23 protein-coding genes are annotated in these 25,280 nt (G+C 69.9%); 10 read left to right on the top strand and 13 right to left on the bottom strand.

Features of this window, described 5'->3' with window-relative positions; genetic code table 11:
- Nucleotides 1–63: 63 nt before the first annotated feature.
- Nucleotides 64–1,098: a zinc-dependent alcohol dehydrogenase family protein gene (locus ACTRO_RS14305; protein WP_034263577.1), complete on the bottom strand. Its 1,035-nt coding sequence runs from the start codon at nt 1,096–1,098 to the stop codon at nt 64–66.
- 161 nt (nt 1,099–1,259) lie between these two features.
- Between ACTRO_RS14305 and ACTRO_RS14300 the strand changes: the two genes are divergently transcribed.
- The 3 genes from ACTRO_RS14300 (at nt 1,260) to ACTRO_RS14290 (ending at nt 5,250) form a co-directional block, all read left to right on the top strand.
- On the top strand, nt 1,260–2,192 hold the full coding sequence (locus ACTRO_RS14300) for a helix-turn-helix transcriptional regulator (protein WP_051450823.1): 933 nt from the start codon (nt 1,260–1,262) through the stop codon (nt 2,190–2,192).
- A 123-nt stretch (nt 2,193–2,315) separates the two neighbouring features.
- Nucleotides 2,316–3,965, top strand: coding sequence for a Na+/H+ antiporter (locus ACTRO_RS14295; RefSeq protein WP_245594377.1), 1,650 nt, complete (start codon nt 2,316–2,318; stop codon nt 3,963–3,965).
- A gap of 76 nt (nt 3,966–4,041) precedes the next feature.
- Complete coding sequence (locus ACTRO_RS14290; protein WP_157436190.1) at nt 4,042–5,250, top strand: hypothetical protein; 1,209 nt, start codon at nt 4,042–4,044, stop codon at nt 5,248–5,250.
- A gap of 24 nt (nt 5,251–5,274) precedes the next feature.
- Here the strand turns inward: ACTRO_RS14290 and ACTRO_RS14285 are convergent, their stop codons facing one another.
- A complete protein-coding gene (locus ACTRO_RS14285; protein ID WP_157436188.1) occupies nt 5,275–5,955 on the bottom strand; it encodes a hypothetical protein in 681 nt (226 codons plus the stop codon).
- A 219-nt stretch (nt 5,956–6,174) separates the two neighbouring features.
- Nucleotides 6,175–7,758, bottom strand: a complete 1,584-nt coding sequence (locus ACTRO_RS14280; protein ID WP_034263574.1) for a bifunctional NAD(P)/FAD-dependent oxidoreductase/class I SAM-dependent methyltransferase — start codon at nt 7,756–7,758, stop codon at nt 6,175–6,177.
- Nucleotides 7,759–7,887: 129 nt separating this feature from the next.
- Between ACTRO_RS14280 and ACTRO_RS14275 the strand changes: the two genes are divergently transcribed.
- Nucleotides 7,888–8,478 carry a helix-turn-helix domain-containing protein gene (locus tag ACTRO_RS14275; protein WP_034263573.1) on the top strand — a complete coding sequence of 197 codons (591 nt, stop codon included), beginning with the start codon at nt 7,888–7,890 and terminating at the stop codon, nt 8,476–8,478.
- A 19-nt stretch (nt 8,479–8,497) separates the two neighbouring features.
- Here the strand turns inward: ACTRO_RS14275 and ACTRO_RS14270 are convergent, their stop codons facing one another.
- The 3 genes from ACTRO_RS14270 to ACTRO_RS14260 all read right to left on the bottom strand — a co-directional run bounded on the left by ACTRO_RS14270 (nt 8,498) and on the right by ACTRO_RS14260 (nt 10,941).
- A complete protein-coding gene (locus ACTRO_RS14270) occupies nt 8,498–9,733 on the bottom strand; it encodes an MFS transporter (RefSeq protein WP_051450822.1) in 1,236 nt (411 codons plus the stop codon).
- Entirely contained in the window at nt 9,730–10,308 is a 579-nt protein-coding gene (locus ACTRO_RS14265) for a winged helix-turn-helix domain-containing protein (RefSeq protein WP_034263572.1), read from the bottom strand. The genes ACTRO_RS14270 and ACTRO_RS14265 overlap by 4 nt, the downstream gene beginning before the upstream one ends.
- A 147-nt stretch (nt 10,309–10,455) precedes the next feature.
- A complete protein-coding gene (locus ACTRO_RS14260) occupies nt 10,456–10,941 on the bottom strand; it encodes a hypothetical protein (protein WP_034263571.1) in 486 nt (161 codons plus the stop codon).
- 277 nt (nt 10,942–11,218) lie between these two features.
- Here ACTRO_RS14260 and ACTRO_RS14255 point away from each other — a divergent pair, with 277 nt between their 5' ends.
- The 3 genes from ACTRO_RS14255 (at nt 11,219) to ACTRO_RS14245 (ending at nt 13,816) form a co-directional block, all read left to right on the top strand.
- Nucleotides 11,219–12,214: a hypothetical protein gene (locus tag ACTRO_RS14255; RefSeq protein WP_034263570.1), complete on the top strand. Its 996-nt coding sequence runs from the start codon at nt 11,219–11,221 to the stop codon at nt 12,212–12,214.
- A 110-nt stretch (nt 12,215–12,324) separates the two neighbouring features.
- Entirely contained in the window at nt 12,325–12,879 is a 555-nt protein-coding gene (locus ACTRO_RS14250) for a dihydrofolate reductase family protein (RefSeq protein WP_034263569.1), read from the top strand.
- 10 nt (nt 12,880–12,889) lie between these two features.
- Nucleotides 12,890–13,816: an RNA polymerase subunit sigma-70 gene (locus ACTRO_RS14245; RefSeq protein ID WP_034263568.1), complete on the top strand. Its 927-nt coding sequence runs from the start codon at nt 12,890–12,892 to the stop codon at nt 13,814–13,816.
- Between the two features lie 30 nt (nt 13,817–13,846).
- On the opposite strand, the gene ACTRO_RS48070 is transcribed toward ACTRO_RS14245, so the two are convergent.
- Together ACTRO_RS48070 and ACTRO_RS14240 are read right to left on the bottom strand one after the other, a co-directional pair.
- The gene (locus ACTRO_RS48070) at nt 13,847–14,023 is read right to left on the bottom strand and encodes a hypothetical protein (RefSeq protein ID WP_169739894.1); all 177 of its coding nucleotides are present in this window, start codon (nt 14,021–14,023) and stop codon (nt 13,847–13,849) included.
- Nucleotides 14,024–14,065: 42 nt separating this feature from the next.
- Complete coding sequence (locus ACTRO_RS14240) at nt 14,066–14,641, bottom strand: TetR/AcrR family transcriptional regulator (RefSeq protein ID WP_034274824.1); 576 nt, start codon at nt 14,639–14,641, stop codon at nt 14,066–14,068.
- Between the two features lie 84 nt (nt 14,642–14,725).
- Between ACTRO_RS14240 and ACTRO_RS14235 the strand changes: the two genes are divergently transcribed.
- Nucleotides 14,726–15,091 (top strand): DUF2218 domain-containing protein, encoded by a 366-nt coding sequence (locus ACTRO_RS14235; protein WP_034263567.1) that lies wholly within the window; start codon nt 14,726–14,728, stop codon nt 15,089–15,091.
- A gap of 66 nt (nt 15,092–15,157) precedes the next feature.
- Here ACTRO_RS14235 and ACTRO_RS14230 read toward each other — a convergent pair whose 3' ends face one another.
- Entirely contained in the window at nt 15,158–16,738 is a 1,581-nt protein-coding gene (locus tag ACTRO_RS14230; protein WP_084315930.1) for an IS1182 family transposase, read from the bottom strand.
- 227 nt (nt 16,739–16,965) lie between these two features.
- Entirely contained in the window at nt 16,966–18,132 is a 1,167-nt protein-coding gene (locus ACTRO_RS14225) for a permease (protein ID WP_034263566.1), read from the bottom strand.
- A 318-nt stretch (nt 18,133–18,450) separates the two neighbouring features.
- Here ACTRO_RS14225 and ACTRO_RS14220 point away from each other — a divergent pair, with 318 nt between their 5' ends.
- Together ACTRO_RS14220 and ACTRO_RS14215 are read left to right on the top strand one after the other, a co-directional pair.
- Nucleotides 18,451–19,701, top strand: a complete 1,251-nt coding sequence (locus ACTRO_RS14220) for a mannosyltransferase family protein (protein WP_157436184.1) — start codon at nt 18,451–18,453, stop codon at nt 19,699–19,701.
- Between the two features lie 128 nt (nt 19,702–19,829).
- Complete coding sequence (locus tag ACTRO_RS14215) at nt 19,830–20,564, top strand: WXG100 family type VII secretion target (RefSeq protein WP_034263564.1); 735 nt, start codon at nt 19,830–19,832, stop codon at nt 20,562–20,564.
- 60 nt (nt 20,565–20,624) lie between these two features.
- Here the strand turns inward: ACTRO_RS14215 and ACTRO_RS43320 are convergent, their stop codons facing one another.
- The 3 genes from ACTRO_RS43320 to ACTRO_RS14200 all read right to left on the bottom strand — a co-directional run bounded on the left by ACTRO_RS43320 (nt 20,625) and on the right by ACTRO_RS14200 (nt 24,220).
- Entirely contained in the window at nt 20,625–21,674 is a 1,050-nt protein-coding gene (locus ACTRO_RS43320; RefSeq protein WP_051450821.1) for an endonuclease V, read from the bottom strand.
- Nucleotide 21,675: 1 nt separating this feature from the next.
- Entirely contained in the window at nt 21,676–22,677 is a 1,002-nt protein-coding gene (locus tag ACTRO_RS47200) for a hypothetical protein (RefSeq protein WP_157436182.1), read from the bottom strand.
- A gap of 64 nt (nt 22,678–22,741) precedes the next feature.
- Nucleotides 22,742–24,220, bottom strand: a complete 1,479-nt coding sequence (locus ACTRO_RS14200; protein WP_034263562.1) for an aromatic amino acid lyase — start codon at nt 24,218–24,220, stop codon at nt 22,742–22,744.
- Nucleotides 24,221–25,280 lie beyond the last annotated feature (1,060 nt).

Below are 25,280 nucleotides of genomic sequence, written 5' to 3'. Positions count from 1 at the left end.
TCTTTCAGCCTTCCGTTTTCCGGTGCGGGTCGCTGCTGATCAGGGAACTGTGAGCGGACGCCGTCACGGGACGATCATGACTTTGAGGGCTTCCCGGTCGGCCATGGCGCGGTAGCCGTCGGGCACTTCATCGAGCTTGACCGTGCGGTCGAAGACGCGTCCGGGCTCGATCTTCCCGTCCAGGATGGCCGGGAGCAGCTCCTCTATGTACGCGCGGGCCGGGGCGACGCCGCCGGTCAGGGTGATGTTCCGGAGGAACCCGGGAAACCCGAAGGCGACCTTCTCGTACTGCGGCGCGCCGACCCGGCTGATCGTGCCGCCCGCCCGCACGACGCCGAACGCGGTGTCCAACGCCGGCTCCAGCCCGACGCATTCGAGCACGGTGTGCGTGCCGTCGCCGCCCGTCAGCTCCCGGACGCGCTCGATGGCTGCGTCGCCGCGCTCCTCGACCACGTCCGTGGCGCCGAACTCGCGGCCGAGGTCGGTGCGGTCCTTGTGCCGGCCCATCAGGATGATCCGTTCGGCGCCGAGCAGCTTGGCCGAGAGCACCGCGGACAGCCCCACCGCACCGTCGCCGATGACGGTGACGGTCGTGCGCTCGTTCACCCCGGCGGTCTTCGCGCAGTGGTAGCCGGTGGGGTAGACATCCGAGAGCGTCAGCAGCGAGGGGAGCAGCACGGTGTCCTCGCCGACCGGCAGCTTCACCAGCGTGCCCTGCGCCTGCGGAACGCGCACGGCCTCGCCCTGCCCGCCGTCCACGCCGTCGCGTCCCCACGATCCGCCGTGGCGGCACGACGTCTGCAGGCCTTCCCGGCAGAAGTCGCAGGTGCCGTCGGACCACACGAACGGCGCCACCACGACGTCGCCGCGGGCGAAGCCCGAGACCTCCGAGCCGACCTCCTCGATCACGCCGAGGAACTCGTGCCCGATCCGGTCGCCGCCCTCGACCCGCGGCTTCGAGCCGTACGGCCACAGGTCGCTGCCGCAGATGCACGAGCGCAGCACCCGCACCAGCGCGTCGGTCGGCCGGCGGATTACGGGGTCGGGCACCTCGCCGACGCGGATGTCGCCGGCGCCGTGGATCAGGGTCGCGCGCATGGGGGTCCTCATCTTTCGTTCACCGATTGCCCTCGCTGTCCCCAACCCTGCCATCTCCGCCCTGGGAAAGCCCGCCACCAGGGGGTTCCTGCTGTGACAGGTACCGGCAGAGCCCCCCTGGACCGGCCATCGCGCTGCCCCGAGGACGTACCTTGGTAGGTATGGACGCACGCCGCGAGTTCGCCGACTTCCTCGCCTCCCGCCGGGCGAGGATCACGCCCGAGCAGGCCGGCCTGCCCGTCTACGGCGGGACCCGGCGGGTGAGCGGCCTGCGCCGCGAAGAGGTGGCCCTGATGGCCGGGGTAAGCGCCGATTATTACGTCAAGCTCGAGCGCGGCAACGCCCGCGGCGTGTCCGACTCCGTCCTCGAGGCCCTCGCCCGGGCGCTCCAACTCGACGAGGCCGAGCATGCCCACCTGCTCGACCTGGCCCGCACCCTCAACGCCTCCGGCCGCCTGCCCAAGCGCGGGCCGAAGCCGCAGGTGCGTCCCTCGATCCAGCGCGTGCTGGACTCGATGGCCACCGCCCCGGCCTACGTGCGCAACCGCCGCCTCGACATCCTGGCCGCCAACCGGCTCGGGCGCGCCCTGATGTCGCCGGTTTTCGACGACTCCCATCGCCCGGCGAGCCTCGCGCGTTTCATGTTCCTCGACCCGGCCGCCCGCGACTTCTACCTCGACTGGGAGCCGATGGCCTCGGACATCGTGGCCATGCTGCGGTCCGAAGCCGGCCGCGACCCCTACGACAAGTCCCTGCAAGACCTCATCGGGGAGCTGTCCACCCGCAGCGAGCTCTTCCGCACCCGCTGGGCCGCTCACAACGTGCGCCTGCACCGCACCGGCGTCAAGCGCCTGCAGCACCCGGTCGTCGGCGAACTCACCCTCGACTTCGACGCCATGGAGCTGCCCGCCGACACCGGACTGGCCATCATCGCCTACAGCGCCGAGCCCGGCAGCCCCTCCGCCGACAACCTCCGGCTGCTCGCCAGCTGGGCCGCGACCCTCGATCAGGACGGGGCGGAAGCGCACACGCCGTCAGATGCCGCCGCGGACACGGCTCTCGGCGGTTCGACGCGCCGTCGCGGCGAGTCCTGACCCGGCGGCCGGCTACCGGCGCCAAGCCGACCGAACCGCGCCGGGCCGGAGTACTCCACCGCGCGCCCGGCCCCCTCCCGGACGAACAATGGGCAGGGAGCGTTGAGCTGACCGTCGCCGGCGTTGCCGAGCGACGCTGCGGGTCGCCGGCGTCGCCGACCGTCGCGGAGAGGAGATCCCACCCTGCTCGGCCTCGACCTGCTCGTCGCGCTCGGCGCCGCGATCGTCGCCGCCGACTACGCCGCCGGACGCCTGCGCCTGGCCACCCCCATCCTGCTGCTCGCCGCCGGAGTGCTGCTCGGGTTCATCCCCGTCCTGCGCACCGTCACCCTCCCGCCCGAGGCCGTGCTCGTCCTGTTTCTGCCGGCGCTGCTCTACTGGGAGGCCCTGACCACGTCCCTGCGCCAAGTGCGCCGGGATCTGCGTGTCATCGTGCTGCTGAGCACCTTCCTGGTCATCGCCACCGCGGCCGTCGTCGCGGCGGTCGCGCACGCCCTAGGCCTGCCGTGGGGGCCGGCCTGGGTGCTCGGCAGCGCCCTCGCGCCGACCGACGCCACCGCCATCGCCGCTCTCGGACGCCTCCTGCCGTACCGCAGCCTTACCGTGCTGCGCACTGAGAGCCTGATCAACGACGGCACCGCGCTCGTCGTCTACGGACTCGCCGTCGGCGTCACCGTCGGCCAGGAACACCTCGGCCTGGCGCACGTCACTTGGCTCTTCGCGCGCTCCTACCTGGCCGGCATCGCCGCCGGCGCGCTCGCCGCCCTCCTCGGAGCCTGGCTGCGCCGGCACATCACCGAACCGCTCCCGCACAACACCGTCGTCGTGCTCATCCCGTTCGCCTCCTTCCTGTTCGCCGACGAGATCGGCGGCTCCGGCGTCCTCGCCGTCGTCACCGCCGGGCTGATCATGACTCAGATCGGGCCGCGCGTCGGCACCGCCGCGGCCCGGCTGCAGACCCAGGGTTTCTGGACGCTCTCGACCTTCCTGCTCAACGCCGCGCTGTTCGTCCTCGTCGGGCTGCAGGCCCAAGCCGCCGTGCGCGGCCTTTCCAGCATCGACCTGGCCCGCGCGTGCGCCGCCATCGCCGCAGTCTGTGCGGTGTTGATCGCCGTGCGGATCACCTTCCAGTTCGTCAGCGTCTACGTCATCCGCGCCCTCGACCGGCGTCCGGCCCAGCGCCTGCGCCGCGCCAGCCACCGCATGCGCATCATCTCCGGCATCGCCGCGTTCCGCGGCGCCGTCTCCCTCGCCGCCGCCCTGGCCGTGCCGCAATCGCTCGGCAACGGCCAGCCCTTCCCCGACCGCGACGTGATCGTCTTCGTCACCTTCGGCGTCATCGTGCTGGGCCTGGTCACCCAGGGCATCGCGCTCCCGCTCGTGCTGCGGTGGGTCCACCTGCCCACCAGCACAACGCTCGACGAGGAACGCCACTTCGCTGAGACCACCGCCGTCCAGGAAGCCCTCGACGCGCTCCCGGACACCGCCGCGGGCCTGGACACCGACACGAAGATCACGGAGCGCCTCACCGGCGAGTACCGCAAGCACCTGCGCATCCTCGACGCCCGTGCACCCGAGGCCGCCGCCGAGGACCCGGCGCTGCGGTACGACCAGCAATACAGGGCCCTGCGTCTGGCGCTTCTGTCCCGCAAGCGCGCGACCGTTCTGAGGCTGCGCGACGCCCAGCGCATCGACGACGAAGTCCTGCGCCAGATCCAAGCCCAGCTCGACCTCGAGGAAGTGCGCCTGAGCGGCACGATCATCAGCGAGTAGGTTCCATCGCTTCGGCTCGCGCACCGGAAGCGATCCTGAATCACACGGCAGCGCACAAGCCACTACTGTGTACGCCATGACTGCGAACGGGGAACACATCGCAGAGCTCTTAGCCGAGCTCGAGGTCCGGGGAGGACGCTCGCACATCGAGGTGCGAGCGGAGTTGGCGGGGTACGGGCGTGAAGCCGTCGAGTACCTGCTCGGGCTGCCCCCGGACCGGGGCGGGGTGCTGTGGGGCTGCTACGAGCATTTCGGCGTCGAGGCACTGGAACCGATGGTTCAGCGCCTCCAGTGCGAGTTGACCGGGCAGGATCGAGATCGCGTGCTGTACGCGATCGGGAAGCTGAACGTACCCGACCGCGCCGTGTTCCTGCCCTACCTGGAGCACCCGGTCGCAGCCGTGCGCGAGGGCGGACTCAAGGGGTTCGAGGATCGCCGAGAGGTGGCACTCGAATATAAGGACTCGATACTGCCTTTGCTGGCCGACCCGGACGAGAACGTGCGCATCGGTGCGTACAACGCACTCGGTTCGGGCGGGATGGAAATCCTCGATTTCATAGCAGAGGCAAGGCGCGTCGCCCCACAGCGCGCGCGGCCCTACCTGCGCGAGATGCTGCTGGAGATGGTCGGTTTCCCGGGCGTCGACGCGCGCGACCAAGCAGCGATCCGCCGCTTCATCGACGTACGTGCGATCGGCGAGCAGCCGGAGTCCATGCACCTGTGCGGGACATGGCTCGCGGTCCCGACCACGGATCAGGATGCTGTCCTTGAAGCGTTCGGCCTGTCCGACCCGATGCCCGTCACGATTCGCCTCGGCGCCGCTGCGTGGAACCGCGATCATCACGACTGGTACGAGCACAACGACTGCCGCCGCGCATACGTGACCCCGGCCTTCGACGGCTGGACGCTGGTCTTCGGCAAGTCACCGGAAGCCGCGCATTCGAGCGGCAACGAGGCGCACCGCGACGCCTTGTGCGACGAGGCCGTCCGCCTGAGCACCCGCTTCGGTGAAGCGCACTGGTACGGCGCGAGCTGCGGCGACGGCTGGACGGCCTGGTGCATCGCGCGAGACGGACAGATCGCAAGGTTCTTCGACAACTTCGAGGAGGAGGGCTCGGCCATCGGCGAGCCGGAGAAGGCCACGCACTCCACCCAGGTGGCAGCCGAGCTGTCGGTGAATCCTGAAAGCCTCGGCCCGCACACACGTGTGCAGGGCCGAGGCGTGCTCGCACTGACCTCGTGCGGCCGGGAACGCGGCGCACCGACCGGAGTGCTCGAGGTCTGAGTCCGCGTTCCTTCCGGGCTCAGATCACTCTGCTTCCCAGCGCCAGCCGTTGTTGTCGACGCACTTGATCGGATCGCCCTCTTCGTCGATGCCGCTCATGCCGTGGTCGGCATTGGAGCAGAACTGGCCGGGCTTGTAGCAATGGTTGGTACTGCTCAGCGGGTGGCAACTCGGCTTCTGCGCGGTGGTCTTCACCGGCGCCGGGGCCTTGGTCGTGTGGACCGGGGCGGCCGACGTGCGGTGGACCGGGACGACGGCGGGGGCCGTCGTCTTCCGCGGCGCCGTCGTGGCAGGAGCGAGCGACGTCGTCGCGACGGACGAGGGCGTCGCAGGCTGCTGACTGACAGCCGACGGTGGTGTCGGCGACGAGGACGGATGCGACAGAGACGACGATGACGGCGATGAAGGTGACGCGCCGACCGCCGTCGGGCTGAGCACGGTCGTCGTGGTCGGCGGCGGATTCGCGCTGGCCAGCGCGATGATCACGGCGACGCCGATGACGGCCGTGACGATCCCGCGCCGACGCACCGACCAGTCCGGACGCATCCAGAGCAGGGCGAGGCCGACCGGGAAGAAGAAGATCAGCAAGATCACGATATAGACGGTCTGCCGGTACCAAGGCTCCGGCGACGGTGTCGCAGGCGCCTGACGACGTCTCGGCGGTTGATGGAAACTCACGAATGCCCCCTCGGCGAACGAGCCCAACCTCTGTGCAGCAGCCCGACGCTAGACCTCCCCGCAGTGAAAGAAGTGGCGAACGCCTGGCTTGTAATCCGAGCGCGACGCGTGTGAAGCCGGACCGTAATCGCCGAGTCGCTCAGCGCGGATCCGCGCGACAAAGAGGCCCGGGCGGGTCGACCTCGTCGTCATGCGCGAGATCGACCCGCCCGGGCCCTTGCCTCTGTGGGGGCTGCCGCACCGGGCTCAGCGGCGGCGCGCGCGGAGGACTTCGTCGTGCACGTGGTGTCCGGCGGACGCGGCTCCGGCCGGGCGCGGGCGCTTCTCCCACGTCTCGATCTGCCACTCGGGGGAGTCTCCGAGTGCGGCCGCGACGTCCTCCACGCGCAGGTAGGCGTCGGGGTCGAAGGGTCGGCTGTGGCCATGGTCGTTGCCCGCGTCGCGCAGGGGCTCGAGGTCGTGGCCGACGAAGAGCAGGGTGCCGCCCGGCGCGACCGCACCGATCAGGTTTTTGATACCGCGACGGTCGCGGGTGCGGGGAATCGATGCGTAGTGCGCAGTGACGAGGTCGAACGCGGCGGGCTCGAAGGCGTCCTGCGCGTTCGCATCGGCCTGTCGGCAGGCGACGTCCAGCCCGTGGGCCGTGGCCGCGGCGTGCAGCCGATCGAGCGCGCGCTGGGAGATGTCGGCCGCGGTCACGTTCCACTTCTGCTCGGCCAGCCAGATCGCGTCGCCGCCTTCGCCGGCGCCGACGTCGAGGACGCGTCCGGGCGTCAGGGAGCTGATCTCGCGGACGAGCGTGCCGTTCGGATTGCCGCTCCAGATCTGCTCTCCGCCATAGCGGTGGTCCCAGTCGGACTGGTTCGCCGACGTGCGCGCGGCCGTCTCCAGATCCTCGTCGGCGAGGCTCATGGCGATCATCGCTCCGACGCGGCTGCCGTCCGCGGCCGATGGCAGCACCTGCCGGCTCGGGTCGGTCAGGTTGCCGGCGGCGTAGAGGCCCGGCACCGACGTCGCGCCGGTCGCATCGGCCTCCACGAACTCGCCCAGACCGCTCGGGTGTTCCTGCGCGCGCAGGCCGAGGTCCGCGAAGGGTTCAATGCGAGCGGTGAACCGCGTGCTTACCACGATCGCGTCGGCGTCGATGCGCCGCTGATCACTGAGTTCGATGCCTGTGACGCGCCCGTCATCCCCGGCGACGACGCGGCTGACCGTCCCTTCGACGACGTTGACGCCGCCGCGTCGCAGCAGGTCGAGAGCGGAGGGCTCGATGTCGGCGCCGCCGTGCACGACCACGGTGAAGGCGGAACTCAGGTGACGGAAGAGCGTGGCCGGATGTAGCCCGGCGGAGTGGGTGAGCAGCTGCACGATGCGCTGGTCGCGCACCTCGTAGCCGTGGCAGAACGGGCAGGAGATGACGTCCGTGCCCCAATGCTCGGCCAGGCCGTCGATGTCGGGCAGTTCGTCCCGCACACCGGTCGCGGCGAGCACTCGACGCGCCAGGATCGAGTGGCCGCCGGCGAGCTCGAGCACGAAGCGCCCGTCGTCGGTCCGGGTGACGAGTTCGACCCGGTCGGACAGGACCTCGGTGCCGAAGCTGCGGACCTCCTCCCGGCTGAGGGCCGCGAACGCGGACGGCGGCAGTCCCTCGTGCCCCAGGTAGCTGTGCATGTGCGTGGCCGGCGCGTTGCGCGGCTCACTGGAGTCAACGACGATCACCGATCGCCGCTGCCGTCCGAGCTGCAGAGCGGCGGCCAGGCCGGTCGCGCTGCCGCCGACGATCGCCACGTCGCAGTGGCGCTGGATACGGGGGGCCTCGTTCGTGTGCATGTCCTCCACGATGCGCCCGGAGCGGCTGCTTTTGCAAGGTGCCTTGCAGTATCCGCAAGATCGAACTAGGCTGGCCGGGACGAGGCAGGTTCGGGAAGACGGGTTGGCACGGGAAGGAGAGCCGCGCCCATGGCGGAGTCCGGCGACATCGAGCAGGTGGTGCGCACCCGGCTGCGCGCCCTGCGCACGGCTGCGGGCCTCTCCCTCGACGAGCTCGCCGCTCGCACCAACCTCAGCCCTTCGACGATCAGCCGGATAGAGACCGGCAAGCGATCGATCGGCCTGGACGTCCTCGTCCCCCTCGCCGCCGCACTGCACGCCGACCTCAACGCCCTGCTCGAGGCCGACGGCGACGACGACGTGGTCATCCGCCCGACCCCGAGCAGCTGCCGAGACCGCACCACCTGGATGCTGAGCCGCCCCTCGAGCAGCACCGTCGCGATCAAGATGCGCCTCGAACCCGCCCAGCACCCGCTCCAGCAGAAGGTCCACCCCGGCCACGACTGGCTCTTCGTCCTCCACGGCCGCATCCGCCTCCTGCTCGGCGAGCGCGAGATCCTTGTCGAGACCGGCGAGGCCGCCGAGTTCGCCACCATGACCCCGCACGCGGTCACCGCCGTCGACGGCCCGGCCGAGATCGTCATGATCTTCGACCGAGCCGGGGAGATCGCACACGTGCATCGCGAAGGGCGTGCGGGGGACGAAGCAGACGGGGCCTAGGCCTCGGGCAGGGCCTACGTCATTCCGTTACGGCGTCGGCGGTTGAGAGCAATGACGGGGTCTGCGGTGCGTCCGTCGCGCTGCCCGACAACCAGAGCATTGCGACGACTCCGCCGAGCAGTGACAACACGCCCTGGGCATTGAGCAGCCAGGCGATGCCGATGCGGTCGCCCAGCACGCCTGCCGCGACCATGCCCGCGGCCTGCCCGACGGCGAAGGCCGCCCCGAACACCGCGAACACCTGGCCGCGCTCGCCTTCGGCCGTCGCCAGTTGGAGCGCGGAGACCAGACCCGAGACCATGCCCACGGCCGGAACGCCGATCGCGACGAATAAGGCCACGTAGATCGGTTCCCACGAGGTGGCGTGCGGCAGGTTCCAGATCGTCAACGCGATCGCGCCGAACAGCAGGCAGGACCAGGCGGTCAGCCGGCCGGGTCGGGCGTTGCCCGATCGGGCGAGCAGGAGGCCACCCGCGACGGCGCCTATCGCCTGGACGCCTCGCAACACGCCGTTCTCCGCCGCCGTGCCGTGCAGGGTCCGCGCGACGAAGACCACGAACAACACGATGAAGAGCCCTTGTGCCATGGCGGTGAGCGCGACCACGGTCAGACCCGCGCGGATCGGGCGACGCGCGAGGAGCTCGCTCATCCGCGATTTCCCGTTCTGCGCCGCCTTTTCCGATTGCCGGGCGACCACCGTCGCGGTGTGCACGCTGCGTATCAGGGCCGCGCATATCAGGAAGCTGAAGGAGTCGCCGACGACGATCGTCCACACGCCCCCGCCGGCCAGGGCCACGCCGCCCAGCGACGCTCCGATGAGGCGGCCGAGGTTCTGGTTCAGGCCGATCAGCGAGTTCGCGGTGACGAGGTCCTGCTCGGGCACGAGCGTGGGCAGCAGGGCGTTCTTGGTCGTGTCGAAGACGGAGGCCAGCGCGGCCTGGGTGGCGATCACGCCGTAGAGGATCGGCAGGTGGGCGCCGGCGAGGAGCGGGAGCAGGAACGCGGCCTGGATCAGCGAGACGGTGACCAGCAGCATCGCGCGATTGCCGCGCTCGGCGAGGCGGGCGGCGAGCGGCGTCACCACGAGCACGGGTATCAGCTCGATGAGGAAGGCGAAGGCGGTGCCCAGGGTCGAGCCCGTCGCCTGGTAGACCAGGACCGGCAACGCGACCAGAAGCATCCAGTCGCCGACGTCGGAGATGAACCCGGCCACCCACAACCGGCGGAAATCCCGTTGCGCACGCAGGACGTTCACGACTCCGGTCCCTTCGGGAACGCGTGGAAGCCGACCGTGGCCAGCTCCGCGCCGGCCGGACGCTCGTCGCGGACGGCGGCGATGAAGGGGCGCAGAATCGCGTCGATCTGCCGGGTCACCTCGGTGAGCTCTTCGGGCGTGACGCGCAGCGTGTAGGCGCCGAACGACGACGCGTCCTGCCAGGCCCGCTCGAGCGTCGGGAAACGGGCGAGGGCCTCGCGGGTCTCCTGATGCGCCTGCTGCAAGGTCAGCGCCGCCAGCGTCGCGGCGTTGCGCCCGGCCGCGCTCTGCGGATCGGCGGCGAGGTCGATCTCGAAGCCGGTCACCAGCGCCCGCCACGGCCGCTCGCGCCCGTCGGCCGCGTCCCGCGCCGCCGACTCCACCCACCCGAACCTGGCCAGCGTCCGCAGGTGGTAGCTGCTGTTGGACGGCGTGTCTCCGACCGCCCGCGCCGCCTGCGACGCCGTGGTGGGCCCGGCGGAGATCAGATGGTTGAGCAGTTTGGTCCGCATCGGATGGGTCAGCGCCGCCAACGCCTCGGGATCGTCGATGCGGACCCGGTTCTCTTCGGTCATCGTGCGCCCTCCGTGAAAACTCTGAAAGAGCCTTTCAGGTCTAGTGAACCACGCCGGGCGCAGTTGTGAAAGGCTCTTTCAGAGTTTTCCGCGGCGCGCCGGACTCAGCGGCGGGCGGCGGGCGGGCGGCGGCGGACCGCGGACGAATCAGCCCCCTGCGGCCAGGTTCGGGTTGGCGGGCCCGCCGATGACGGTCCATACGCTGCCGTTGCCGGAGTAGAGCTCCACGTCCGTCGACGCGCTGCCGCTGTCGGATTCGTCGAGAGTGACGCCGTAGAGGCCCGTGGTGCTCTCCGCCATCGCGTACAGGCCGTCGCCGTCGTAGTCGATCTGGCTGATCTGCGTCCAGCTGCCGGGGGTGCCGTTGTACTCGTAGATGTCGCCGGTGGTCGGGTTCGTGTCGAAGACGCCCGCCGAACCGGCGTAGACCTCGCTCGCCGGGCCGCCGATGATCGTCCAACCCTGCGACAGTCCCATCCACTCGGCCACATGGTCGCCGGTCGGGCCGATGGCGAAGACGGTCTGTTCGGTCCACGGGATGTAGATCGCGCTCGCGCTCGCGGCGGTGAGCACGGGCGAGACCACCGCGGCCGCGAACGCCGCGACGGCGGCGGCCGATCGCTTGTAGAGCATGGTGATTCCCCTCCCTGAACCCCGCTGGCGCGGGATCTCCCAGGCAGATGGTCCTGGTGCGCCGCGGAATCGTCGTGAGTGGCGCGTACTCACCTGGGGCGGCGCGGCGGGGATCGAAAGTTTCAGAGCCCTCGCGCTTGTTCGCCGGAGGCTTCGACAAGGTCGCCGATCGAGTCGTCCGGCCCGCGTTGACAGTGTTCGAACACACTCCTACTTTCCGGGGCAACCGGACGCCATCCGGAATATCGGATAACACCCCACGCCCCAGGAGGATGGCATGCTCCGCATTCGTAGGCTCGCCGCCGTCTCACTCGCCGCAGCCTTGATCCCGGCCTGGGCGGCCGTCTCCGCCCAGGCCGCACCCACAGCCCGGGCCGTCGCCCCGAGCCACACCACCACACCGCTCATGCTGATGCGGCCCGCGACCGACGACCCCGGCCTGCGCGGGAAGCTCGCTCCCGTTACCGGCGTCGTGCCGGGGCTCACCGGCCCCGCGGCGCAGCGCCTGGTCGGCCCCGCCGCCACCGCGTTCCGCGCCGAACACGCCGTCGCCTCCCGCGAAGGAAGCCAGGCGGCGCTCGCCCCCGCGGCCACGTCGCACGCCACCACGATCCACAACGCCTGGGGCATCTTCCCAGGCAGCAACGCCGACACCGGGATGATGGCGGACCAGAGCATCGTCCCCAACCTCACCCTGTCAGGGCAGGAATTCCTCTACGCCCCGACCCTCAAGGCGCCGGACGGCTCCTGCGCCGAACTCACCACGGCCTACACCCCGAGCGGCGCCTTCCTGTGGGCCTGGGACTGGTGCGTCGCCATCGACGCGGCCAAGACCGTCCCGCTGAACGCGTCGTTCGTGAGCACCTACACGACGACCGTCAACGGCCACCCCGCCTACACCATGTACGAGGCCCAATCGAGCGCGGCCACCAACACCTGGTCGATCTACCTGTACAACTACACCACCCACGCCTACGACCTGTTCTACCGCCAGTCCGGCACCGACCAGAGCGGCGCCCCCGAAGGCTGGGACGTCTACGAGGTCTACACGACCCCGGCCACGACCGGCGCGAACGGACCGTACTGCTCCAAGATCGCCGGCGACACCTTCGAGAGCAGCCACATCCAGATCTACTACAGCGGCGCCTGGCACGCGGCCACCACGAGCAACGCCCCCGGGCTCCAGCCCATCCCGTCCGGAAGCGCGCTCGGCTGCTCCAGCCTGAAGTTCTCGGTGCCGACCGCCAACAGCGATTGGGTCGTCGCGAACTGACGGTGGCTCGTGCGGGATGGAGCCGGCGCCGCGCACCGATTCCTTTCCGATCCTCGCCGAGTCTCCATTCCACGGGCCGGAAGACGTCCGGCCGGTGGAATGGAGAGATCATGCGTAAGCTCATCGCAGGGGCTTTCGTCACGCTGGACGGCGTCGTCGAGGACCCGGGCGGCTTCGGCGAGCTGGAGCGGGGTGGATGGGCGCTGCCGTACTTCGACGAGACGGCGCGGGGGAGGGCGACCGACGGCTTGCGGGCGAGCGAGACCTTCCTGCTGGGGCGGCGGACGTTCGAGATCATCGAGAAGGCCTGGTCCGGCAACACCGGCCCGTACGCGGAGGCGATGCACGCGATTCCCAAGCTCGTGGTGTCGAGCACGCTGAGCGGCCCGCTGCCGTGGAACGCCACCGTGCTGGCCGGGGACGCGGCGGAGACGGTCGCGGGGCTCAAGCAGGGCGGCGGCGGGCCCTTCATCATGTACGGCAGCTTCACCCTTCTCGGCACCCTGCTGCAGCACGACCTCGTCGACGAGCTGAACCTGACCGTGCACCCGCTCGTCCTCGGCGAGGGCAGGCGGCTGTTCGACAGGGCCCTGCCGCGCCCGCTGCATCTGGTGTCGACGACGCCGAGCGAGACCGGCGTCGTCACGCTGACCTACGCCCAGTAGACGCGGCCGCATGAACGACTTCGCAGCCGAGACGGAACGGTATCGGCGGGAGCTGCTGGCGCACTGCTACCGCATGCTCGGATCGGTGGACGATGCCGAGGATGCGGTCCAGGAGACGTACCTGCGTGCCTGGCGCGCGTACGACGCATTCGAAGGCCGGTCGTCGGTGCGCAACTGGCTCTACCGGATCGCGACGAACGCCTGCCGCTCCGCGCTGACGCACCACAGCAGGCGTTTCCTGCCGTCAGGCCTAGCCGGGCCCGCCGACGATCCGATGGCGCCGACCGTCTCGGCTGCGGAGACGCGCTGGGTTCAGCCGATCCCGGACTCCATGCTCGACCCGGCCGCGATCGTCGCCGGGCGCGAGGGCCTGCGCATCGCGCTGATCGCGGCGCTCCAGGCGCTGCCGGGCCGCCAGCGGGCGGTGTTCATCCTGCGCGACGTGCTGGGGTGGTCGGCCGCGGACGTCGCGCAGGTCATGGATACGAGCACTGCGGCGGTGAAGAGCATGCTGCAGCGTGCCCGGGCCCGGCTGGCCGAGGAGCCGCCCGATCTAGACCGGCCGAGCGCGCGGGACGGGTCGATCGGGCTCGACGGCGTGCTCGCGCACTACATCGCCGCGGTAGAGCACGCCGATGGCGCGGCCCTCGAGCGTCTCTTGCGCGTCGACGCCCGGATCGAGGCGACTCCCTGGCGCACGTGGTTCTCCGGCCGCGCGACCTGCGTGCCCTACCTCACGCACCAGGTCCTCGGCTCCCCGGGCGACTGGAGGCTCCTGCCCACGCGCGCGAACGGGCAACCCGCGGCGGCCGGCTACTACCGCGGTAGTGCCTACGGAATCCTCGTGCTCGACCCGACGCCGACCGGCATCGGCCGCATCACCGCGTTCGGCGACGCTGCTCTCGTTCAGAGATTCGGCTTCCCCGCAACGCTTTGATCGCGGCCGGCGCCGCGGCGACGGGACCGCCTACGACTTGCGGTTGCCGAGCAGCCGCGCGACCAGGCCGCCGCTCTTGCGCGTGTCCTGCGGCGCGCAGGAGCACCGGTCGGACTGCGGGATGCCGGCGAGGACTTGCTCGACGTGCTGGCCGCAGCCGGCGTAGGTGGCCTTGCCGCAGGACTTGCAGGTGGCGCGCTGGCACATACGCTGCTCTCTTTCGTGATTCTTCGGATGGTGGCGGGAAAGTCAGGCCGGGGGCCGCAGCCCGGCGAGGACCACCTCGACGAGCCGGTGCACGGACGGCTCGTCGGGGAGGGCCGAGGCGGCGGTCAGCGCGTGGAGAGTGTAGCTCGCGAGGTGTGCCGGGGCCGTGTCGTCGCGCACTGCGCCTGCCGTTGCGGCGGCCGTCAGCAGGTCGGTCACCAGGGCGAGCAGCTGTTGCTGCGCTGGTTCCAGGTGGGTGCCGCGGTGCAGGAAAGCGGCCAGGTCGCCGGGATGCGCGCCGCGGTGGCGGGAGATGAAGGCGTAGGCGGTCAGCACGGCGTGGAGCTGCGCGTCCGGGTCGCCGTGCTGGGCGCGGATCGTGGCCAACTGTGCCAGGTGCTCGCCGACTTGCCTTTCGTGCCAGGCCAGCAGGATGGCGTCGACGTCGGGGAAGTACTTGTAGAGCGTGGCCCTTCCGATCCCGGCGTGCTCGGCGATCTGGGACATCGTTACTGCCGCCAGGCCGCGCTCGCCGACCAGCTGCCATGTCGCGTCCAGGACCGTCTCGCGCACGGTCTCGCGGTGCGCGGCGATCGTCTCGTTCCACAGCTTCGGCACCACCGCAGTGTACATCGCGACGTATGTGTGACACTCTGACTTGATGAAGACAGTCTGTATTGATAAATGGAAAGGGCCCGCGTGATGCCCAGCGGCGAAGCCCGCATACCGACCGAACGCGCCGCGCGCTACCTCGAGCAGTTGTGCAGCCACCTCGGCTCGATGCCGCACATGCGCCACCTGCCCTCGTCCTTGGCCGCCTCGCTCCACGGCGGCGGAATGCCGCGTGTCGAGAGCGTCGAGCAGCGCGCCGGCCACGCGGTGATCCGGTTCGCCGATGGGTCCTGCGGTCTGACGGCGCACGAGGACGCGCTGGTTCTGCGTGCCGAGGCCGCCGACGACGCCGCGCTCGAGCGGCTCAAGGGCGCGATCGCGGACCGGATCGCGAAGATCGGCCGACGTGACGGGCTGGGCGTCGACTGGTCGCCGGCCGGAGCGGCGCCGAGCTAGAAGCGTCATGAAAATCTTCGTGTTCTGATGTGGTGGCCTGGCGTAGCCGGCCCGCCGCTCGCTTGTTCACGCTGGTGTGGGTAGCTGCCAGGCTCCGTCTGTGCGGGTGAGGCCGAGGTTGATGAGGGTGCGCAGGTTCAGGGCGGCGGCGCGGGTGTGGATCCAGGTGTTGTTGGGGATGGTGCCGCGGTAGCGCAGGCGGCGGTTGTTCCCGGCGACGAGCCAGGCGACGGCCCGTTCAACGGGTGGGCGCCAGCGGCGGTAGGCGGCCTGCCAGTCGGGGTCGGTGGTGGCCTGGCGTCGGGCGGCGGTCTGCTGGTCGTGGTGGGGTCGGATGGTCAGCACCCGGCCGGCCTTCGCTTTCGTGCACTGCTCGCGCAGCGGGCAGGTGGGGCACTGGTCGAAGACCGCTTTGCGCTGATGGTGGATTCCACTGGGTGGAGTGAGCGGGATGGTGTGCCCGGCGGGGCAGGTGACCTGTCCGGTGGTGTCGATGGCGAAGTCGTCGAGGCTGAAGCCGCCGGGTACGGCCGTGGTCAGCGGCGCGGGTTTGAGGAACAGGCGGTGTCCGCGCTCGAGCAGGGCGGCGCTGGCGCTCCCGCTGCTGTAGGCGGTGTCGCCGTACAGGTCCAGGCCGGTGGCCTGGTCGTCTTCGTTGATCAGGTCGAGGGCGACGGCGGCCTCGTGGTGCTCGGGCCCGGAGCCCGGGCGGATGGCGAGGGCGGTGTAGATCCCGGTCTCGGGTTCGATGGCGAGGTGGGCTTTGTATCCGTCCTGCTTGTGGGTGCGGGTCTTGTGCACGTGCCGTGATTCGGGATCGACGGTGGAGATCACGCGGTTCTCGGCGGTGCCGCGGGTGATGCGCCAGCGCCCGTCGCGCCCGTCGGAGTCCTCCGCGGGTTCGACGTCCTGGCCGGCGACGAGGGCGAGCAGGCCGAGGGCGTCTGCGGGCTTGGGGCCGTGCTCGCGCTCGGGCAGGGCCACCAGCAGCCGGATCGCGTCGGTCACCAGCGCGTCGACGAGTTCGGCCCGGGCCTGCGGGTCGTTCCAGGCGATCGCGGGTTTCCCGGGATCGGCGTAGTCGTGCGCGGTGCACACGGCCGCGACCACGTCCGCGGCACCGGGCACCTCGCGCGCGACGCGCCGGATCGCGGCGATGATCTGGGTGACGGTGTCCTGGGTGGCCACCGCGTCATCCAGCACGGTGGAATCCAGCGCCCGGCGCACCTTGCCCTTGAGGATCCCGGTCTCGGCCACCACCGCGCGCACGGCGGTGAAGATCCGCTGTGGGTCCGCGGAGCGCGACAGGCGTCGGCGGAAGTAGGCCAGCAGCGACGGGTCGAACCCGGTGTCATACAGCCCGAGCCCGCACGCGGCCTTCCACCGCAGGTCACAGCGCAGCTCCTGGACAGTGTCGAAGTCCGAGTGGCCGTTAAGGGCCTGGAGGGTGACGGCCGCGGCCAGGATCGCCGGAGGCATCGAGGGACGTCCGTTGCGCGAGGGGTACATGTCCGCGAACATCTCCGCCGGAAACAACGCCTCCCGGTGCTCGGCCAGGAACGCGAACACGCTCCCGGCCGGGATCAGCTCCCGGCACGTCGCCCACACATCTGGCCCGACCAGCTCACCCGTCCACTCACCCTGCATGACAGCATTCTGGCCCGGCCGCTACGCGGCCGGGCCAGAATGCATGATTTTCATGACGCTTCTAGGGCGCGTTTGAGAAGTATCGCCGGGGCCGCGACGCCTGCCACGCACGCTCGCCGCGTTGCCGGAGCGGTTACAGACGAGGCGAGTATGCGCCCGCCCCGGCGCCTTGCGATCGCACGCGTCAGACGCCGCGGCCTGATCCGACGCTACTTCTCCAACGCGCCCTAGTGTTCGTGCCCTGACGCGTGGTCGTGGGCCGGCTCGGGGCTGCCGCCCATCATCCGCAGCATGGCCATCCCGCCGGTGCGGCAGAACCGGATGACGAGCACGGCGGCGAACAGCAGGAACACGATGTTGAGGACGGTCGTGTAGTTCCAGCTCACGCCTTGGTCCGGGATCTTCGCGTCGGCCTGCGACGGGATCAGGCCGAGGCCGCCGAAGACGAGTTCGACGACGTATCCGGCCAGCACGGCCGCGACGTAGAACGTAGCGGCCAGGAACGCCGCCATCCGCGCGCCGTAGTACTTCCGGTAGATCGAGAGGATCGGCAGGATCAGCAGGTCGGCGAAGATGAACGCGACCACGCCGCCGAAGCTGATCCCGCCCTTCCACAGCACCACGGCCAACGGCACGTTGCCGATCGAGCACACGAACGAGACCACGGCCACCAGCGGGCCGATCAGCGGGCCCCACAGCTTGGCCGCCAGCGGGTGGCCGGTGAAGAAGAACGTGCGCCAGAACGAGTCCGGCACCCACGCCCCGATCGCGCCGGCGATGAGCAGCCCGAGGACGAGATCGCGCAGGATCGCGGCCCACTCCATGACGAACAGGTGCGAGACGGAGGTGAAGGCGCGTCGCGAGAGCAGCCGCCGGGTGAAGGACCCTTCGCCGCCGACGGACATGTCCATCGCCGCGTGCCCCTCCATCGACCCCGCGATCCCGCGCTCTGCCTGCCGGCGCGCCTCGTGCACCCGCCGCTCGCGCAGGAAGAACCGGAACAGCAGCGCCAGGACGATGATCATGATGGGACCGCCGGTGAACTCCGCCACCGTGAACTGCCAGCCCATCAGCAGCGCCAGGATCACGCCGAGTTCGACGACGAGGTTGGTCGAGGCGATCTCGAACGCCATCGCGGCCGTGAAGTCCGCGCCTTTGCGCAACAGCGAGCGCGCCAGCGCAACCGCGGCGTAAGAGCACGAGGACGACGCTGCCCCCAGCAGCGAGGCGAGCGCGAGCGTGCGAGGCCGGTCGTCACCGAGAACGCGCGCCACAGTGGATTTGCGCACCACGGCCTGGACCACTGCGGACAGGGCGAAGCCGAGGATCAACGCCCAGGTGATCTCCCAGGTCATCGACCCGGCGACGGCGAGGGCGTGCGCGATCGCGTGCATGGGGCGTGGTTCCTTCCCGTCGACGGCCCGGCCCACCGCCCAACCCTATACCCCGTGGGGGTATTCCTGCGGGAGCCCGCCATTGCAACTTGCAACGGGTTCGGGCGAGTGACTCTGTATTCTGATTTCCTGGCGCCATTCGACGTGCTGGGCGGCCCGGGGGAGCTCCCCGGCAGCGTCGATGCTCGTCAGGGCCCTGCGGCTGGGCGCAGGATCGCTCGACCGGGTGGCCGCGGCCACCATGGCCGGGTGGATCGGGAAAATACGTACGCGTTGCCTCTAAGAGATGGGCGGGTGGTCTTGCTACGCTCCCACATCATGGACACACGCGGACGGGACGACATATCAGAGGTCGCAGTCGAGGAGAGCGCGCCCGATACAGAGGTCGCGTCTGCAGCCGAGAGTGAGTCCGCGCCTGACAACGCCCCCGCGGCCGACAGCGGCGACGAGACCAGCCCGGCCCGGCCCGCCCGGCGAGGTTGGCGGCCGACTCGCGGCGACTGGGCTGCGATCGGCGTCACGTTCGGAGCGCACGCGGCGCTGCTGATCGTCGCCTACTACTCGTCCTGGATCCAAGGCGGGAACCACACTCCCAGTAAGCTGTACGGATCCTTCCAATTCTGGGACGCGTTGCGCTACGTCAACTATGCGCAGCACGGCATCTTCTCCGGGGCGTCCACCCCGAACGACGCCGCGTTCTTCCCCGGCTACCCGCTCCTGCTCGCCTTCGTCCACCTGTTCGTGCGCAACTGGCTCGCCTCCGTGCTGCTGCTCTCCCTGGTGGCGGGAGGCGCGACGGCCGTGCTGCTCAATCGGATCGCCGGCAGCACCAAGGCCGGGCTGTTCCTTTTCACCGCCCCGGCCGCGGTCTTCCTGGCCGTCGGCTACAGCGAGCCGATCTTCCTCGCCTTCGCCGTAGGCGCCTGGTACGCCGCGCAGCGCGGCGAGTGGTCGGCTGTACCGCTCCTGGCCGGACTGGCCGGCTTCACCCGGATCGACGGGCTGGCCCTCATCCCCGCCCTGGTCGTGTTCGGACTCGTCCGGCCCGGCAACACCACCCGTCTTCGCGCCGCGTCCGCCTCCGCAGCCGCGTTGTTCGGCCCGTTCCTCTACATGCTCTACCTCCGCCTGGTCACCGGCAGTTGGAACGCTTGGCAGCAGGCCAGCCGGGCCGGCTGGAATCTCAAGATCGACTGGCCTTGGGTCTCGCTCCGCGACAGCTACCGCAACGCCTACGAGAACCACTGGGATCCGGCGTTCTACCCGTGGTCGTGGTCTTTCGAGCTGGAGCTCGTGTGCTCGATCGCGGCCATCGCGCTGGTGATCGTGCTCCTCGTCCGGCGCGAGTGGCCTGAGGCTTGTTACTCCGCGCTGATCCTCGCCAGCATCATCTGCGTCAACTACCAGATGGGCGCCGACCGCGGCCTGCTCGTCTGCTTCCCCGGCTACGTGCTGCTGGCCCGCCTCTCGGAACGACGGCCGTGGATCGGGCAAGCCTACGTCTGGGTCAGCGCGCCCGTGGCCCTCCTCCTGACCGGCTTGTACACCACCGGAAACTGGGCGAACTGATACGCCGTCGGGTGGACAGGGCACGCGGGCGCCTGGCAGGCTGACCGTGTCAGGGGTATGGCAGAGCGATACAGCTCGCGGATGGGCAGCGCACGGACACGGGCTGCCGCACGGAGGGGCGCACACACATGGCCATCGAGCTTCCCCAACCGGTCGTGGACTTCCTCAACTTCATCGGGGTCGGCTTCCCGCAGATCAATGAGGACTCCGTGCGGTCGTTCGGAGCCCACGTGCGCGAGTTCGCGCAGAACATCCAGAGCACGCACGAGTCGGCGACCAGCACGGTCCAGCAGGTCGGCCAGGCTTATCAGGGTGCTTCGTACGAGCTGCTGGTCTCGCGATGGGCCGACATGAGCGACGCGCACATGAAGGAACTGGTCGAGGCGTGCAACACGGTGGCCACGGCCATGGACGTGGCCGCGGACTTCATCGTGGGCAAGAAGATCGAGGCCATCGCGCAGTTCGCGGTGATGGCGGCCGAGTTCATCGCCGACCAGGCGGCCTCCATCGCGACGCTCGGCCTGGCCGAGGCGGCCGAAGTGGCGATCGTCGCGGCGGCCAAGGAACTGGGCAAGTTCCTGGAGCAGGAGCTCGAGCAGTACCTGATCGGCGAAGTGCTGCAGAAGGCGATGCCGCCGCTGGTCCAGGCGGTGGAGAAGGCCGTGGGCGGCATGGTGTTCAACGCGGTCAGCGACATGCTCGACGGCGGCGACAGCTCCGCCTCGCAGGTCGGGCCGAGCTTCAGCATCGATCCGGAGATGCTCGAGTCCTACAGCAACGTCTTCGACCAGCACGCATCAGAGATCGAAGGCCACTCGCAGACGCTGATGTCGAATCTGCAGAGCCTGAACTTCAGCAGCTAGCCGGGAAACGCGTTCTTCCGTCGGCCGTGGAGGCCACAGCCGAGGAAGACGCGCGAGAGTTTAAGAAGCCTGCGTCAGGTTGGCCGCGGCCGTGGTGAGCAGCGGGAGGCGCGAGTTCTCGGTGAGGCGCAACGTCAGTTCCACCGCCGCGTCGAGCGCGAGCCGCTGCCCCTGGGTCACGAACACCGGCTCCGCCCCCTCCTGGGTGCGAAGCGCCCGGCCGAGGACGCCGCCCTCGTCGTCCACGAGGTCGGTCGCGGCTCCGCGCTGGGGGCCGGGCTCCGCGTACGTTCCGACGTAGGCCGAGTCGGACAGGCCGAAGGTCGGCTTGCCGGTGGCCAGTCCCAAGTGCGTGGCGAGGTTGAGGTCCGTGCCGTGGTTCGGGCCGTTGCCCGGGCAAACGATCACGCCGGCCGGGATGGTCAGGCCCCGCAACGCCTCGACGGCAGCCAAGGTCTCCTCGAAGTTGAGCGAGAACTCCCGCGCGTCCTTCAGCGTGTGGTCCACGGCCGACGACTCCTGCTCCAGGCCGGACTCGGCATCGAAGAGCACTGCGGCGGCCCGGAGGATTCGCGCCCCGTCGCCGTCGAGGTGGCGCAGATCGACGGCGGCGACATGGACCAGCGGCGAGGGAAGGGGCTGGTCCCGCTCGACCTGGCTCAGCAGCGAACGCTCGGTGCGCGCGGCGCGGTCAGGGTCCTGCGGGATGTTGAAGCCGCGGGTGACCGGCGGCTTGACGATGAGGTTCCCCTGCTCGTCCCACTCGTTGACCTCGACGAACTCGCCGTCGCGGAAACGGCGCTCCTCGGACACGACGCCGTTGCGGTGCCAGGCCCTGGCGATCCCGTCGACGCGGCGGTTGCGCACGAAGTTCTCCGTCTTCGGCGTGCCGTCGTCGTACCACGAGCGGCCCCAGCCGTCGGGCTTGCCGCCCTTGTACGCGACCTCGGCGGCGAGCGTGCCGTTCGGGTAGTACTCGGTCATCACGCCGGTGAAGGGCTCGTCGCGGTACGAGTAGTAGAGGTCCTCGTCCATCTCGAGGTCCGGGTCGTCCTCGTTGACCCGCAGTACCAGCTCGTCGCCCGCGTCGTTCGGGCCCTCGGTGTTCATGTCAATCACCATAGCTTCTCCGCATACCGTAAGGCAGGCTGGCGCCGTCCAGCAGGTGCGAGCAGTTCGGACAGGTCCGCGCCGGGCTGGTCTTGGTCCACGGGAACAGCGGCGCGAAGGACATCTCGCCGATCGCGCTGTCGCCGCTGTTCACGCCCGCGGCCTGCCGCTCGTTGAGCATCCCGTTGGCCGCCTTCACCTCGGCGTGGCCGAACGGGTCGTCGTCGCCCTTGGTGTCGTGCCCGGTCGACGAGTCGCGCCAGGTGTAGCCGTCGTCGCCCTTGCCGTCCTTCATGTCCTGCACGCGGTCGGAGAGCGTCTGGTTGCGGTCGGCGGTCGGGATGACCTGCGCCGAGTCGCCGTTGACGCCCTCGTAGACCGCACCGGTGCGCCGGTCGACGCCGACGGCCATCGCGGCGCCGGTGTCGTTCTTGGTGAACGTGCCGGCTTCCTTGGCGTCCTGGTAGGTCTTGAGCCGCTCGTCGGCGAGGCCCTTCATGTAGTCGTCGACCGGGACGTCCTTGCCGTCCACCTTGACGTGCGTGATCAGGTCGCCGTCGCGGGTGACCGAATCCTCCGGCAGCTGGCCCAGTTTCACGCCGTCGGTCTTGCTCCCGCCGACCCACGGGACCCCGTCCTTGCCCTCGGGCGGCTTGAGCACGTCCGAGTAGACCTTGCCCTCCGCGCCCTTGCCCGCTTCCTCGGTCGGGGAGAGGATGTTCTTGAACTTCTGGTACAGGTCCGTCTGCGCGGCCTTCGCCCCGGACTTGTCCACATCGCCGCCGACCCGGCCGGCGTTCTCCTTCATCTGCCCCAGGACGTCCTTGAGGTCGTTGGCGGCCTTCTCGTCGCCCGCCTTGGCGTCCCGGCCGATCTTCTGAAGGTTGCCCTTCGTCTTCTGATAGAGCTGTCGGAGGGCGTTGGACGCGTCGGTGCCCAAGCCCTTCCCGACGCTCTCGGCCGCATCCTCGAACGCCTTGCGTATCTCGCCATCCCCGGCCACGCACAGCATCCTGTCAGAGCGACGCAGGACGCGTCTATTTCCGGCGCGGGCGCAGCGAACAGTGTCAGGCAGCTGGGAAGCAGGCGCGGGCGACGGCATGGACGTCCTCGGTCAGGTTCCGGTCTTCGGTGCCTGGGTCGAGGACCTTGGCGGCCGTGGCGGCGAAGTCGACCAGTTCGGCCGAACCGACCGCGTCAACGTTCACCTGCTGCATGCGCAGCGCGCGTGTCGCGGCCACGAGTTCGACCGCGAGCACCAGGCGCAGCAACTCCACGCACTCCTCGAGCCTCGTCGTGGCCAGCGGAGCGAAGCTCGCATGGTCTTCGTCGCCGCGGGAGACGACCGAGTGGTTGAGGGTCGCGGGCTGAGCTGCGGAGCGCAGTTGGGCGAGGGCAGACTGGACGCCGTACTCCAGGATCATCAGGCCACTGCTGCCGTCCTCGCTTTGCGCCAGGAACGGCGGCACGCCGGTACGAGAGGGCTCGAATATCTCAGCCAACCGGGCGGCGGAAAGCTCGGCCGTGCCGACCAGCGCCAGCCGCAGATGGTCGAGCGCGAGGGCGAGGCGGGCCTGGTGGAAGCCGCCGTGGTGGACGTAGCGCGGGGCGCCGTCAGGCCCGTCCCGCACGAGCAGGGGATTCTCGGCCGCGGCGTTGATCTCGATGCACAGCACCGCTTCCAGCGTGTCGAACGCCTCCACCGCCGCGCCGTGGACCTGCGGCAGCGCACGCAGGCCGAAGCGGTCCTGAACCCGGCTGCCCGGCGCCGTCGGTCCGGGTATCAGGGCACGCATTCTGGCGGCGGTCGCCGCGGCCCCGGCGTGCGGACGCATCCGGTGTACGGCCACGTCGAAGGGCTCGAGGCTGCCGTGCACGGCGAGCAGCACCAATGCGGCGAGAGGCGGGATGGAGTCCAGCAGCACCCGTAGATCCTCCAAGGCCAACGCGGCCCGGCCGATCGTCAGGGCACTGCTGGACATCAGCGGCAGCGCGTCCCAGCCGGAAAGCCGGACTGGAGCAGGCGATGCACCGTCGCCTTCGCCCGGCATCCAGGGAAGCTCGCCGGACAGCGTGAGTGCGAGTTCCGCCAGCGCAGACAGGTCCGCTGTGCCAATCGAGCCGTGCGTATGCACCTCGGGCACGTGGCCGCGCGCCAATGTCGAGGCGAGTGCCTGGACGACGTCCCGGCCCACCGCCGTGCCCGCTCGTAGCAACTGGTTGAGTCGTACTGCCATCATGGCGCGCGCGGACGGCGCCGGCAGCAGCGGTCCGAATCCGCCGCTGTGCGCACGCAGCAGGTCCCGGCCGAAGCGGTCGAAGTGGTCTGCGGTCACCAGCGTGGTCAGGTTCGCGCCCACGCCCGTGCCGTATCCGTACGTGGGGCGATGGGGAGCCGCAGCAGCGAGGGCGGAGATCGCGGCGCCTCGGGATGCGCCCACGCGGGCCAGCGCCTCGGCGGCGACCACCGGCACCGCGCGCCGACGTGCCAGTGCGGCCACGTCGGCAGGCTCGAGGTCGTCCATGCCGAGCAGTACTGTCCTCATCGAGCGGACTCTAGGGCCTGCGCGAGGTTCATATCTATTGCGAGATTTGGTGATCGGCTGAGCGCTGGTGGGGCGTGGGATGACTTGTCGGGTCAGGGTGTGGTCGGCCGCTTCGCTCCGTCCGTTTTTCGCCTGTAAACCCGCCCACCCGTTGCGTTGGCAGGGCGGGCTGGAGTTTCAAGGTCTCGCCTCCGGCGCGGGCCCTTCCCTCGGAGAGAGTGCCGGGTCTCCGTAAGTGCTGGCGTCGGCGGGGCGGGTTGGGGTTTTGGGTGGTGGGGTTGCGGGGGTGTGTTCTCTCCTCGGTTGGTCCCCGGAGGCAATCAGGGACCTGCCGGGAGGTCAAGCGGCGGTGGTTTCCGTTGCTGGTGGATTGTGTATGGCGCCGCTTGACCTCCCGGCAGAACCCTGATGGGGCTTCGCCTGCCCGACCGAGGAGAGAGCCCACCCCCTGAGGTCCGGTGCGAGCTGCGCTCGGGCCGAGTCCCGCCGGTGGCCCGGTCGCGCTTGATGCACGATCATGCATCGCTGTTCTGGGCTGCGCTTCTCTTCTCTTCTCTTCTCTTCTCTTCTCTTCTCTTCTCTTCTCTTCTCCTTTCAACGTCGGGGAGCGCGCCCGAGTTCCCCGGAAATATCCTGGATTTTCTTTAACCGGCAAAGGCCGGATACGCGGCTTTTGTCGGTGGTGGTGTCTAGCATGGAAATGTACGGGGGATCGGGACTTGCGACGGGAGGGGTGGTGGGCGCGGTGGCTGGGCAGATGGCGGCGGGGGTGTGGCTGAAGACGGTGCAGGAATTGTCCTCGGCGTGCGACCGTGCCGCGCGATCTTGCGCGTTGCGTGAGCTCCGGGCCGATCGGACGAGGGTGATGGAGAATCCTTCCGCATCGGGCACGGCCGGCCTGCGGGATTCTGCTGCGAGATCCGGGATCGGGGTCGATCGCCCCGAGGCCGTGCAGGATCTGACATCAAGCGCGACCCGAGCGCCGACCTTTCGGGCGGATCGAGGGTCGGGATGGCCGGGTCAAGGTGATGCAGAATCTTTCCGCCCCGAGCGCGACCGC

Source organism: Actinospica robiniae DSM 44927 (assembly GCF_000504285.1).
GTDB classification, from domain to species: Bacteria; Actinomycetota; Actinomycetes; order Streptomycetales; family Catenulisporaceae; genus Actinospica; species Actinospica robiniae.
Note: the sequence above shows the minus strand (reverse complement) of the source record. Positions and strands in the feature narration are given on the sequence as shown.